Origin of the sequence: Candidatus Nanobsidianus stetteri (assembly GCF_003086415.1) — an archaeon.
GTDB lineage: Archaea > Nanobdellota > Nanobdellia > Nanobdellales > Nanobdellaceae > Nanobdella > Nanobdella stetteri_A.
Genome location: NZ_QEFP02000019.1, coordinates 1 through 13,708 on the forward strand (window position 1 = coordinate 1; position 13,708 = coordinate 13,708).

17 protein-coding genes are annotated in these 13,708 nt (G+C 22.8%); 13 read left to right on the forward strand and 4 right to left on the reverse strand.

Annotated elements, in window-relative coordinates; all coding sequences use genetic code 11:
• From DDW03_RS02535 to DDW03_RS02575, 9 genes are all read left to right on the forward strand, one after another.
• Positions 1-2,619, forward strand: a 2,619-nt coding sequence (locus DDW03_RS02535; RefSeq protein WP_228615493.1) for a hypothetical protein, incomplete at its 5' end; no start/stop codon positions are given.
• A 72-nt stretch (positions 2,620-2,691) separates the two neighbouring features.
• Complete coding sequence (locus tag DDW03_RS02540; RefSeq protein WP_228615494.1) at positions 2,692-3,423, forward strand: DUF72 domain-containing protein; 732 nt, start codon at positions 2,692-2,694, stop codon at positions 3,421-3,423.
• A complete protein-coding gene (locus DDW03_RS02545; RefSeq protein ID WP_228615495.1) occupies positions 3,416-4,180 on the forward strand; it encodes a tRNA pseudouridine synthase A in 765 nt (254 codons plus the stop codon). The genes DDW03_RS02540 and DDW03_RS02545 overlap by 8 nt, the downstream gene beginning before the upstream one ends.
• A 30-nt stretch (positions 4,181-4,210) precedes the next feature.
• The gene (cutA, locus tag DDW03_RS02550) at positions 4,211-4,534 is read left to right on the forward strand and encodes a divalent cation tolerance protein CutA (protein WP_228615496.1); all 324 of its coding nucleotides are present in this window, start codon (positions 4,211-4,213) and stop codon (positions 4,532-4,534) included.
• A complete protein-coding gene (gene map / locus DDW03_RS02555) occupies positions 4,527-5,408 on the forward strand; it encodes a type II methionyl aminopeptidase (protein WP_228615497.1) in 882 nt (293 codons plus the stop codon). Before cutA ends, map begins: the two co-directional genes overlap by 8 nt.
• Positions 5,409-5,501: 93 nt before the next feature.
• Complete coding sequence (locus DDW03_RS02560) at positions 5,502-5,729, forward strand: histone family protein (RefSeq protein WP_004578411.1); 228 nt, start codon at positions 5,502-5,504, stop codon at positions 5,727-5,729.
• A gap of 55 nt (positions 5,730-5,784) precedes the next feature.
• Positions 5,785-6,402, forward strand: coding sequence for a superoxide dismutase (locus DDW03_RS02565; RefSeq protein ID WP_228615498.1), 618 nt, complete (start codon positions 5,785-5,787; stop codon positions 6,400-6,402).
• 9 nt (positions 6,403-6,411) lie between these two features.
• Positions 6,412-7,083: a hypothetical protein gene (locus DDW03_RS02570; RefSeq protein ID WP_228615499.1), complete on the forward strand. Its 672-nt coding sequence runs from the start codon at positions 6,412-6,414 to the stop codon at positions 7,081-7,083.
• On the forward strand, positions 7,074-7,916 hold the full coding sequence (locus tag DDW03_RS02575) for a hypothetical protein (protein WP_228615500.1): 843 nt from the start codon (positions 7,074-7,076) through the stop codon (positions 7,914-7,916). Before DDW03_RS02570 ends, DDW03_RS02575 begins: the two co-directional genes overlap by 10 nt.
• Positions 7,917-8,044: 128 nt before the next feature.
• Here DDW03_RS02575 and DDW03_RS02580 read toward each other — a convergent pair whose 3' ends face one another.
• Both DDW03_RS02580 and DDW03_RS02585 read right to left on the reverse strand, forming a co-directional pair.
• Positions 8,045-8,530: an MGMT family protein gene (locus DDW03_RS02580; RefSeq protein WP_228615501.1), complete on the reverse strand. Its 486-nt coding sequence runs from the start codon at positions 8,528-8,530 to the stop codon at positions 8,045-8,047.
• A 101-nt stretch (positions 8,531-8,631) separates the two neighbouring features.
• Positions 8,632-9,081: a peroxiredoxin gene (locus DDW03_RS02585; protein ID WP_228615502.1), complete on the reverse strand. Its 450-nt coding sequence runs from the start codon at positions 9,079-9,081 to the stop codon at positions 8,632-8,634.
• A gap of 51 nt (positions 9,082-9,132) precedes the next feature.
• On the opposite strand from DDW03_RS02585, the gene DDW03_RS02590 reads away from it, so the two are divergent.
• Positions 9,133-9,573: an AsnC family transcriptional regulator gene (locus tag DDW03_RS02590; RefSeq protein WP_228615503.1), complete on the forward strand. Its 441-nt coding sequence runs from the start codon at positions 9,133-9,135 to the stop codon at positions 9,571-9,573.
• A gap of 49 nt (positions 9,574-9,622) precedes the next feature.
• Positions 9,623-10,318 (forward strand): peroxiredoxin, encoded by a 696-nt coding sequence (locus tag DDW03_RS02595; RefSeq protein ID WP_228615504.1) that lies wholly within the window; start codon positions 9,623-9,625, stop codon positions 10,316-10,318.
• Between the two features lie 2 nt (positions 10,319-10,320).
• Here the strand turns inward: DDW03_RS02595 and DDW03_RS02600 are convergent, their stop codons facing one another.
• Both DDW03_RS02600 and DDW03_RS02605 read right to left on the reverse strand, forming a co-directional pair.
• Complete coding sequence (locus DDW03_RS02600) at positions 10,321-11,061, reverse strand: hypothetical protein (protein ID WP_228615505.1); 741 nt, start codon at positions 11,059-11,061, stop codon at positions 10,321-10,323.
• The gene (locus tag DDW03_RS02605; RefSeq protein WP_228615506.1) at positions 11,042-11,731 is read right to left on the reverse strand and encodes a metal-dependent hydrolase; all 690 of its coding nucleotides are present in this window, start codon (positions 11,729-11,731) and stop codon (positions 11,042-11,044) included. The genes DDW03_RS02600 and DDW03_RS02605 overlap by 20 nt, the downstream gene beginning before the upstream one ends.
• Before the next feature lie 41 nt (positions 11,732-11,772).
• On the opposite strand from DDW03_RS02605, the gene DDW03_RS02610 reads away from it, so the two are divergent.
• Together DDW03_RS02610 and DDW03_RS02615 are read left to right on the forward strand one after the other, a co-directional pair.
• The gene (locus tag DDW03_RS02610) at positions 11,773-13,080 is read left to right on the forward strand and encodes a glycosyltransferase family 2 protein (protein ID WP_228615507.1); all 1,308 of its coding nucleotides are present in this window, start codon (positions 11,773-11,775) and stop codon (positions 13,078-13,080) included.
• Positions 13,073-13,609: a hypothetical protein gene (locus DDW03_RS02615; RefSeq protein WP_228615508.1), complete on the forward strand. Its 537-nt coding sequence runs from the start codon at positions 13,073-13,075 to the stop codon at positions 13,607-13,609. The genes DDW03_RS02610 and DDW03_RS02615 overlap by 8 nt, the downstream gene beginning before the upstream one ends.
• The last annotated feature ends 99 nt before the right edge of the window (positions 13,610-13,708 follow it).

Below are 13,708 nucleotides of genomic sequence, written 5' to 3' on the forward strand. Positions count from 1 at the left end.
TTATATTGGGTTTTATTAAGATCATTACCACCTAATGATGTAATGCCTTCAATTTCCTTATTATCTAATACAATAACTCCAAACTTTAATGTATTGGTAGAAAATTCAAATTCTATAATAGGAGAATCAAATAATAATATATGCTCTTTTAATTCACAAAATTTATATAATGTAATAGGAGGTATTTCAATAGACAATTATTCTACTCCAGTAATTTTATATAATTCAACATATACATATACAACAACTACTACTCAAACAATATCATTTAATGTACAAAATCAAAATGAAACAGTATTAATTTTATTATCATTATCGGGCAATGGAATAGATGGTGGATATATAAGTAGTGTATCATTACCTACCGGATGTTCTCAATTATTCCTAACCTCTTCAGGAAATTCTGCTAGTGTATATGCTGCAGTATGTAAGGATTTAGCTCCAGGTACTTATAATGTTTCATATACTATTAATTCAAATCAAGGATCTTATGTTTCTATATTAGTATTAGGATTTCCAATATTTACCTTTAATATTATTGGACCAAACAGTATCTATTTAAATTCAGGTTCTTCTAATTCAACAACAATATATGTAAATCAATTAACAGGAAACACACCTTTACCAGTAACCTTATCTTGTTCTACAAGTAATTCAAATTTATATTGTTCATTATCAAATACAACTGTTACTCCAAATGCATCAGTAACTTTAACTGTAAGTGCAAATAGTAATATACAACCAGGTACTTATAGTGTAATAGTAACTGGTGTTGCATCAAACGGAGTTACGAATTCTACTACTATAACAGTTAATGTACAACAATTATATAATAACCCACAAATATATATTATCTCTCCTTCAAATAATTCAATATTAAATTACTATCAACTAAATATATCATTTTATACAAACTATCCAAATGTAAATGTAACAATAAATGGAAATACATATAATATAAGTGTAACACCAGGTAATAATATTATACAATTAAATTATGAGAATTCATCATATAATTTACCAGGATTATATAATATTATACCAAATGGAGGAAATATAACAATACAATTATCAACATCAAACCCATTAGGACAAACAAATTCAACCGGAATATATGTTTATACATTACCACAACCAATATTTAATGTATCATATACATATCCTACACCATCAAATGGTACACAAGAAAATATATGGTTATTAGAAATTAATGCAAATGTATATGATAATACATTGGGACAAGATTATTGTAATATACAATTATTAAATCAAACAAATAATCAATGGGTAACAATAGCAAATTCATGTTCAGATATATTATATAATGGAATATTACAACAATATGCAAAATTAAATAGTAATGGATATTATTCAATATGGTATAGAGTATATGCATATAATAATTATGGATTATATCAATATACAAATCCTCAAGTAATATATATATCACAAAATGCATATAATGTATCAGTAATAAATAATACATTAAGTAATACACAAATACAAGGAATAATAAATTCAGCAATTAATAGTTCTATACCTATAATAGTATTCTCTCCAGGAGTATATTTAGTAAATTTAATAATAAATCCACAAGGTAAAAATATAACATTATTAGGAGAAAATACAATATTTGAACCAGCAAATCCAGGATTACCAGTTATAGATATAGAATCATCAAATGTAACAATACAGAATATAAATATTAATACAAATCTATTTGCAATAAATGTAAATAATGGAGAATTAAATTTAATAAATTCAAATATAAATTCGGGATTATTTGGAATAGATGTAAAGAATCCATCAATAATAAATGTATATAATTCTACAATAAATGGAAATATAGGAGGAATATATGGTTATATACAAAATTCAACAATAGAAAATACAAATATTCAATCATCAGTATGGGGAATATATGATAACAATCCATATAATGTAATAATAAATAATTCAAATATAAATGGACAAATATTTGGAATATATTTTGATGGAAATGCAATAAATAATGTAATAGAAAATAATAATATAATATCAAATATATTTGGAATAAAGATAAACAATGGAAATAATAATAATATAATAAATAATAATATACAATCAAACATATTTGGAATATATATAACTTCTTCAGGAAATAATATAATAAATGATTATATAAAAGTAGGACAAGTATTTGGATTATATATAACCCAACCAAATAATATAATAAATGTAACAACAAATGGGGGATTATTTGGATATTATTTGACAGGTAATGCAACAAATATATCATTATATAATTCACAATTAGGAATAGAATTATATGGAAGTGGATATATAAATAATTTAACAACATCCACAGGAAGTGTAAATGTATATTATAATAATTCACAAGGATTCATAAATAGTTTAAGTAATGTAATATCTAATACAAATGTAAATAATGTATTATATAATTATTATGAAGGAATATCAATAATAGGAAATATAAATGGAAATATTACATTTATTAATCTACCACCTGCTACTAGTTATATTGTAGAAAAGATAGTAACAGGTAATGGAAATATAATATCCACAAATAATACATTTATACCTCAGGGATTTGGAAATTATGAATTATTTTATAGATAAATAGGTTTTTGGTATTTTATTATATTTTTTTATATAAATAGAAATTTTATGTATATTTTATAATATATTTTTATGATAAAAGTAGGAACCTGTGGATTTCCTATATCAAGGAAAAAATATTATGAAGAATTTAATGTAATAGAAATAAATAGTACTTTTTATTCAATACCAGATATTGAGTGGGTTAAAAAAATAAGAAATGAAGCACCTGAAAATTTTGAATTTACATTTAAGGCATTTCAAGGTATTACTCATGATGTAAATTCTTTTACATGGAGAAGATCAAAAATAAAAAATTATAAAGAATTAAAGGGAAAGGTTGGATATTTAAGAAATACAAAGGAAGTATTTGAATTTTGGGAAAAACAGGAAGAAATTGCGAATATATTAAGAGCAAATATAATTGTTATTCAATTACCAAATTCATTTAAAGATACAAAAGAAAATATTGAAAATGCATATAATTTCTTTAATTCAATTGGTAAAAAATATAAAATAGCAATAGAATTAAGAGGGTGGAGTAAAGAAAATAGGGAAAAAATATGCAAAGAATTTGATTTAATAGATATTGTAGATATAAATGTTGAGGAACCAGTATACGATTCTGATATAAAATATTATAGATTACATGGATTACATGAAGGAAATAGATTAATATACAATTATGATTATTCAAAGGAAGAATTAAATAGAATAAAGGAAAAAGTATTAAAATATAATAAAAAAGATAGTTATGTAATGTTTAATAATTCAATGATGTATGAAAATGCGAAAGAATTTTTAGAATTAATAAAAAATGTATAATTATTTATTGAGGATAAAATATAATGGAGAGAATTATCATGGAATTGCATATCAAAAAAATGTAAGAACAATTTCAGGAGAAATTTTAAATTATTTTGATATAAAAGAATTTAGATTATCAATTGTTTCAAGAACAGATAAAGGAGTAAATGCAGAGGAAAATTATATTGTTATATCTTCAGATAAAAATATTGATTTTTCAAATTTTCAAAATAATGATATAAAAATATTGAATGTATATAAATTAAAAGAATTTATTAATATTAGAAAATTTTCTAGAGGTAAATTATATGAATATAAATTACCAAAAAAATTGTTTGAGAAAAAATATATTCCAAAATATTTAATAAATAATGAAAAAATATTAATAAAATCTGAAGAAAAAGAATTTGATATAAATAAATATATAGAAGCATCAAAGTATTTTATAGGAATAAAAAGTTTTCATAATTTTGCGAAAGGTAAGGTAAAAGATCCAATATGTAATATAACAAAATTTGAAATAATTGAAGATAAAGATTTTTATATAAATTATATTGAGGGAAATAGGTTTTTATATGAAATGATAAGAAGAATTATCACATTTTTAATCTCTGTAGGTTATAATTTATTTCCTTTTGATTTAATTGAAAAAGTTTTTATATATAATTTAGAACCAAAACCATTCCCTTCAGACCCAAAATATTTAACATTAAAAAAGGTTTACCTGGATTGGAAAGAATTATATAAATATATTGAAGATATTATTGAAATATAATGTTTTCAATATTTCTATAATAATATTGTTATGATTGTAATATATTTATCAGTAAAAAATGGAGATGGGATAAATATTTCTAGAAGAATATTGGAAAGAAAATATGCAATATCAATAGATATAAAGAAGGTTGAAACACTATATTTAGAAAAAGATAATATTAAAGAGGAAGATAGAGAATTATTAATAATAAAAACAAGAGAAGAATTGTTTGATAAAATAGAGGAATTGATAAAAGAGATATATAAAAATAATATAATTGAAATGTATTCAATAAATGTTGATGATGCAAATAAAGATTTTCTTGATTTATTGGAAAAAGAAACATCTATAAAGAAAATAAAAAATGCTTGAAGATTTAAAAAAAGCTTCTGAAATTACGAAAAAAGTAAAAAGGGAAGCTGAGAAATTACTGAAACCTGGTGAAAGTATATATAATATTGCAGAAACAATTGAACAAAAAATAATAGATTTAGGAGGATTTCCTTCATTTCCAGTTAATATATCTATAAATAATATAGCGGCACATTATACACCAACAATAAATGATAATATAATATTAAAAGATGGAGATGTTGTAAAGTTTGATTTTGGTGCACAGGTTAATGGATATTGTATTGATACTGCATTTACAGTAGAAATAAATGATAATAAATATAAAGATCTAATTGAAGCTTCTAGAAATGCATTAGAGAATGTTAAAAAAATATTAAGAAAAGATATAGAAATATCCGAAATTGGAAAAGTAATAGAAAATACAATTAAATCATATAATTATAATCCAATATATAATTTATCTGGTCATAAAATAGATCGATATATTTTACATTCTAAAATTACAATACCAAATTATGACAATAAATCAAAAATAAAATTAAATGAAGGAATATATGCAATTGAACCATTTGCTACAAATGGTGTAGGATTTGTAAAAGAAGGTAAACCATCTGGAATATATTCAATAATTTCTGATAAACCAATTAGAGATCCAAATATTAAGAAATTCTTCCAAGAAATATATAATAAATATAAAACCCTTCCTTTTGCATACAGATGGTTATATAAAGAGTATAATGATAAAATAAACTTAAAATTGTTTATAGAATATCTAAAAAAGAATGGAAATATTTATGAGTACCCAATATTAGTAGAACAATCCAATGGGATAGTAACTCAATTTGAAACAACTTTTTATATTTATGATAGAGTTTATGACATGATGGACTAATATTGAGGGGGTATTATATTATGGTCGTGTTAAATTGACTTAAACAGATGTTAAAACAAAAGATTTTTATATTAGTTTGTCAATAATATTATTATGGCAAAGAGAACAACACCAATTCCAGTGGCACCACTATATAGAATATTAAGAAAGGCCGGTGCATCAAGGGTAGGACAGGATGCAAAATTAGCAATGGTAGAATCAGTATTGCAAGTAGCAGAGGCAATATCAGCAAGAGCAGTAGAATTAGCAAAACACGCAGGAAGGAAAACTGTACATGAAGATGATATAAGGTTAGCAATTAGGGAACTTAGAGGCCTATAAAGAAATATTTTTTGATTTTATTAATTTTTATAAAACATTGTTATAATATATATTAATGGAATATTCAGAAAGAAAACCAATAGATTTTAAGAAAGAGAGGCCACAGTTGTTTAAAATGAAGGGTATTTCAGCAAAAACAATAGAAGAACATTTGAAGATATACGAAGGATATGTAAAGAAATTTAATGAGATAACACAAAAGCTAAATAATTTGACAGATGAAGATTATAACGCAGCAAATGTAACATATTCATTAATAAGAGAATTAAAAGTTGAATGGACTAGAGCATTTGGAGGAATGATTAATCATGAAATATACTTCAGTCATTTAGGTGGAGAAGGTGGAAAGCCAGGATCATCATTAGGATCACAAATAGACAAAGATTTTGGATCATTTGAAAAATTTGTTAAAGAAATGAAAGCAACTGCAATGGGCGCAAGGGGATGGGCTTGGTTGTTATGGTCTGATGATTTAAATAGATTGGTAATTAGTATATCTGATGAACAAAATACTTACATGGTACAAAATTCAAAATTAATATTAGCATTAGATGTATTTGAACATGCATATTATTTAGATTATGGAAGTAATAGAAAGGGATATGTAGATGTATTCTTTGATAATATAGACTGGCCAGTAGTGGAAAAAAGATTTGAGGCATTGAAAGTATAATTTTTTAATGTGTTTTTAGATACTATAATCAATGAATTAAATAAATTAAATAAAGAATGCGATTTTGAAAAATTGAATATAAAATTAAATATAGAAGGAAGGCAAGAATATTATGGAATGAAATGTCAAGGCAGATATTATATATTTAATATAGTTGAATGGAAAGAAAATAGATCTTATAAGAAAATTATATATTTAGTAGATTTTAAGGAAGAAGAATTATATAAAATAGAAGCAATATATAAAGAAATAGAAAAGAATCCTTCGGGATTTTTTGATAACCTATTTGATAAATTTAATAATAGTAAATATAAGAATAAGACAAATTATAATTTTCAATTTCTATCTTTATTAAAGAAAAATAAGTCAAATTATCACCCTATTATTATTTTTGATATAAAAGACAATGAAATATATAAACCGAATCTATATAAATTTTTATTGGAAAAGATTTCTATGAAGATGTCTTCTTATATATCTAATAATCCTTATATTACTACAATAATAAAGATCTATAAAAATGGTAAATTTTTAATGAACTTTTTAATATTTTATAACGATAAACTAAATAAATATGAAATTGCAGAATACAAAGATGGAAGAATAGCATCTGAATATAAATTGTATAAAAGGAAAGAATTAGGTGAAGAAATAATTGAAAGAATTAGGCAATGGCTTTAGATCCGAAATCTTTATCTAAGATAGTTTCTTCATACTACCTAGATTTATCAGAATTAAAACTTAAAGATGAAAGACCCTTAGATGAAAAGTCTTTTCAAATAAGTTTAGATGAATTATTAGAAAGTTATGGGAGTAATGGATATCTGGCATATATCTTATTAAGAAATGTTAAAATTATACGTACTAAAGATTATAATGGAGAATATATGTTATATTCTCCATTAGAAAAAATAATAAGCGAAGAGACGATAAATATAATATTTAGAGATTCCACTAAATATGACGAGATAAAAAAGTCAATAGATATATACGCAAAAAATGGAGAACTTTATCTACCACAAAAATTAAAAGGTAAGATCGAAGTAGAGGCAGAAATAGATGCTCTCGTTATTGCAAGAGGATACTCTGGTGAGCCAATTTTATATAATTTTGAATTTAAAAGTGATTTGAAGAAAAACATAAATGATAAAAGATATATAAAAGCGCATTTGCAATTATTCAGATCTAGCATTGTTTTAATATATGCTTTGTTAAAAGCAGGAATAATTAGTAAAGATTCTAAATTTTATATCTTTAGCATTCTCTCTTCAAGAGATTGGTATAGACCCGTTTATTTATCAGTATACAATAGAGATCTTTATGTATATTATATTAACCATAAAGATAAAAGTATAAAATATCAGATTCCCTTAAGTGGAGCAGATTTGGAAAAATATGCAAATTATAGTAAAGATGATTTTGAATATAGTATAGAAAAAAGAGGTCTTGTCGAATGTTTACTAGGTTTAGGATGTGATGATAATAATAATTATAATCATAAAAAACGTAGGTAAAATATTTTTAAAGAATTTTTAATAAAAAAGAAAAAGTAAAATTATTAGAAATATTAAGTAAAAAACTTTGTAGTATTATATTTTTATTCAAAAATTTTTTAAATTATATTTTATAAAGAACTAAGTAATTATAAATTATGCTCATATTCTAATAATTTTCTTTTAAATTCAACTCCTAAAGGTGTATAACCAGAAATATCATTTTCTTTAACAATTCTATGACATGGAATTAGAATAATAAATGGATTATTTTTTATGGCATTTAATATTTGTAACATATTATATTTTTTATTTAGACTATTATATAATTCTCTATATGTTATAGTTTTTCCAAAAGGTATTTCTAATATCTTTTCATATATATCTTTATACCTATATTTGCTTAGATCTAATTTAAATTTTTCTTTATTATTTAATACTTTATTTATTTTTTCTTGAAAAAATTTATCTAAATTTTCATCAAAAATAAGATCTCCATTTAAATTATGAAATTTAGCAATTTTTAATAAATTTTTTATCAACATATCTTTATCATTATGTAAAGAATAAGCAACAATTTTTCCATTTAACATTATATATCCGGAATATAGTTCATAATCAAATATTTTTATCATTATCAAATATTATTAGAAAAATTTATATTATCCAATAATTTATAATTAAATATGGCTGGTAAAGGTGAAGGTAAAAATAAAAAAGAAAGAAAGTGTTAGATTTAAAGGCCTTTGCTATGTAATTCCTTAATTTTTTCTAATGCCTTATCAGCATGTTCTGCAGCATTTTTTAATGATTTTAATGTTTCAACAATCTTTAAATTTTTATCTATTATGAAAGTAATTCTACTTGCCCCTTTTCCTCTAGCACTTTTTGCATTAAATAAGTTTATTACCTTTAATTCAGGATCTGCAACTAAAGGAAATTTTGCACCATATTTTTCAGCAAACTTTTTCTGTGTATCTAATTTATCATTGCTTACTCCAATTATTTCTGTATTATATTTTTTAAATTCTTCATATAATTCTACAAATCTCTTTAATTCTTGTGTACATCCGCTAGTAAATGCCTTTGGATAAAAATATACAACTACAAAATCTTTTTCCTTTAATATATCGCTTAATTTTATTTTTCCATTTGTACTTTCAGCTTCGAAATCTATAGACTCCATATATAATAGTAATTAGAAAGCTTTATAATTATTATATTATATTAGTTATTAATGGTACGAAGATCGTATATAGATGATATAGATAATAAAATAATTAAGATATTAATAAATAATTCTCGTATATCAAACACCAAAATAGCAAAATTATTAAATATATCGGAGGCTTCTGTTAGAAAAAGAATTAAAAAGATAATAAAGATTGGTATAATAAAAAAATTTACAGTTGAATTAAATTATAATTTATTGGGGTATAAAAGAGTATTTATAGGATTGAATATAGATAAAGATAAAATATTTAATATATTAGAAAAAGTATCTAAGAACAAAAATATAATTAACATATATTTAGCAGGGGGAGATCATGATATATTAATAGATTTTTTATATACCAAACCTGAAGAGCTTGATGAATATATAAAATATTTACAAAGTATTGAAGGTATTAAATCTATATGGCCGACAATTGTAATAGATCATTATGAGTCACGATAATTTAGGTACGAATTTTAACCCTTATAAAAATAATATGTAACTATTTTTTATGGAAGGAGAAAAAATTAATGGAATCCCAAGAATAGGTAGTAGATTTCCAGAAGTAGAAGTAGATACAACACATGGAAGAATAAAATTGCCAAATTACTATAAGGGAAAGTGGTTTATATTGTTTAGCCATCCAGCAGATTTTACGCCAGTATGTACAACAGAATTTGTAGAATTTGCAAGAATGTATCCAAAATTTAAAGAATTGGGAGTAGAATTAATAGGATTGTCAGTAGATCAAGTATATTCTCATATAAAATGGGTTGAATGGATAAGGCAAAAGGCAGAAACAGAAGTTCCATTCCCAATAATTGCGGATCACTTAGGAAAATTAGCATCTATGTTGGGGATGCTACCAGAAAATGGGGGTACAAATACTGTAAGAGCTGTATTTGTTGTAGATCCAGAAGGAATTATAAGAGCAATTGTATATTATCCACAGGAGGTTGGAAGGAATATTACAGAAATATATAGATTGGTATATGCATTACAAGTATCGGATAAAGAAAAAGTTGCATTACCAGCAAATTGGTATGTAGATAAATTAGAATGGAAGTCATCCAGTTTAATTGGAAATAAATTAATAATACCGCCGGCAAATTCAATTGGAAAAGTAAAGGAAATAGAAGAGAAAGCTAAGAAGAAAGAAATAGAGATGCTGGATTGGTGGTTTGCTTATAAAGAGTCAGAAAAATAATTTTATTTTTTCGAATATTGTTTATACAATATTATAGAAAATAAATTTCCTATTGGTGTTACAAATTCTGAGGATATAAATGAATTTAATAGAGTAAATGCAAAATTATTGTAATATATTTGAAGTATATAAGTTATTATTAATATGGAATCTATAAGAAGATTATAAAGCAATATTAATGCAGAATCTCTTATTTTTATATTCTTCCATGATTCATATAAAGAATCATGTATACTTTTTTTCTTAAATATAACAATCATTGGAGAGAAAAATATTTTATTAAATAATATTATTAAAAGTAAAGAAAAAACAATAAATGATGTTATATATATTATCTTGGATAATTGTAGATTTATAATAAAAAAAGGAATTGAAATAAATATAGATATAAATAAAGAAATTATAATAGAAGTAAATACAGCAATAACAGTTATTAAATATGTTAATAAAAATGGAAAATAATTCTTTATTGATTTTTTTATTGATTTTAATATACTTTTTTCTTCTTCATAATAAAAATATATTGTTAATCTTGTAAAAGTATAAAATATTATAAAAATTATAAAAGATAGAAATAGATAAGTTAAGAAATATTCCAAATTTCCATACAATTCACTTTTAGTATAATATAATGGTATTGAAGGTATAAGTAAAATTAGATATATAAAAAATATATTCTTAAAATTATTAATATAAAAGGAAAAAGATTCTTTTAATGCTTCTTTATATTTCAATTGAGTCACCTGGATTTAATATTATTACATTTGTATTTTTTGCTTTTTCTTTTAAAATTTCGGGTTTTGTTTCAATAACATGGAATGTATTATAATGCATTGGTATAACATTCTTTGGTTTTAAATATTCTATTGCAATTAAAGCCTGATTAATATCCATTGTATAATGTCCTCCAATTGGTAATAAAGCTAGATCAATATCCCCAACAATTTTTGGTATTAGTTTCATATCTTCAAATACCATAGTATCACCAGCATGATATATTATCCTATCATCAACCTTTATTACAAAACTACCTGGATTTCCCAACCATAATATATTATCTTTATCATCAATTATGCTTGAACTATGTACTGCAGGGAATAAATATATTTCTATATTATTTTGAACTGTTTTACCACCAAAATTTAATCCAATTGTTTTTATTCCAAATTTTTCTAAATATCTAGCTATTTCAAAAATAGAAATTACTTTTATATCATTATCTTGAGCCAATTCTATTGTATCACCCAAATGATCAAAATGTGCGTGTGTTACTAATATTATATCTATATCTTCTAAATCTGCTTCTTCATACTTTGCTTTTGGATTTTGTTTAATAAATGGATCTATTAATATATTTCCATATGTACTCTTAATTAAAAAACAAGCATGTCCTATCCATTTTACATATACCATAGATAAAATATATTTATTACATTTTAGAATATTTTTATAATATGTATATAGCCCCTTACATAATACTAATAATAATATTTGTAGAATTATTATTATCTATATATACCCTATTATTTCTATTATCTTATGATAAAGAAGAGATTAATTATGAAATAAAAGATTATCCAAAGGTATCAATAATTGTACCTGCATATAATGAAGGTAAAAATATAAAAAACACATTGGAAAGATTAATAGATCTAGAATATCCAAAAGATAAATTGGAAATAATTGTTGTGGATGACGGATCAAAGGATAATACATATGAAATAGCAAAAGAATATGAAGAGAAATATAATTTTGTAAAGGTATATAAAAAGGAAAATGGTGGAAAATCTTCAGCATTAAATTATGGAATAAAGAAATCTAGTGGAGAAATAATTGTTACATTAGATGCAGATTCTATTCCTGAAAAAGATTCTTTAATAAAAATGTTAAAATACATGTACTATTATAATGCAGATATTGTTGTTCCAGCAATACAAACAATTAGTACAAAAAAATTTATTGAAAAATATCAATATATTGATTATGCAATACATAATTTTTCTGGTATTGTTGTTGATACAATGAATTCTGTATTTATAGCATCAGGCCCATTTTCTGTATTTAAAAGATCAGTATTTGAAAAGATTGGAGTATTTGATGAAAAAAATATAAGTGAAGATATGGAAATTGCATTAAGAGCACAGAAAAATAATTTCAAAGTAAAATTTTGTCCAGAAGTTATTATAAAAACTGTTCCTCCAGATAATTTTAAATCATTATTAAAACAAAGGGTAAGATGGACTTTAGGATTTATTGAAAATTATACAAAATATAGAGATATAGAAAATGAATATTTGAGAGAAGTTGTTTTTGGTATTAATATAGTTTTATATATCTTAATACCATTATCATTTTCAGTAATATTATATATATATGGATATCAGCTATATAATTTTTTAATATATTTATCTTCTATAAATTATAATATATTTTATTTCATCCAAAATTCTCTTTCTTTCAATATTAATTTATATATCTTTCAATTATTGTCTACCTCTCAATTTATTTTAATAATATTTTCAATTATTTTATTAATAGATTTCTTTCTTTTTATTAGTATATATAGAAGGTATGATAAATCAAAATCCTGGTTATCTATAATTTATTATTCAATTATATACCTAATTTTTTCAGTATACTTTAATGCGGTCTTTATAATTGTAGCATTATATTATAAAATATTTGGTAGAAATCTAAGATGGGGTGGAATTGTATGGAATAATAGTTTAATAAATAAACTGTTAAATAAGAAATATGGATAAACCTAAGAATATAATAACAATAGCAATAATAATATCTATATTATCCTTTTTCTTAGGAATAATTCTAGGTTATTTATTATATCAATATTCATTTCAACAGAATATATTACAAATTGATGAAATAAATTCTTTAGTAATTTCAGCCCAATATTTAGCAAATTCTCAAAATTTAGAGTGTAATAATAATTATTTATCTTTTTTGGAATATTTAAAATCTCAAATTGCTCAGGTTGGTCAGGAACTAACATATTTAGAATCAAAGGAAAATATATATTATAATGAAGAAGAAGTAAGATATTTGAAATCCCAATATTTTAATATGGAATATTTACACTTTTTATTAACTAGAAAATATATAGAAGATTGTAATATAACAAATTTCACATTGATTTTATATTTCTATAATAATCAATATTGTGGAAGTGCATGTGATCAAGAAGGTGATATTTTAACATATTTATATGTACAAAATCAATATATATTTTGTATATATATTCATTTGATTCAGGCTATCCAAATTACTTTATAAGTTATTATAATTTAAATTATAATATTACTACCTGGCCATTTATTATTATATATAGAAATAATGAGACATATATTATTAGAGGATTTGCAAGTTTGGATG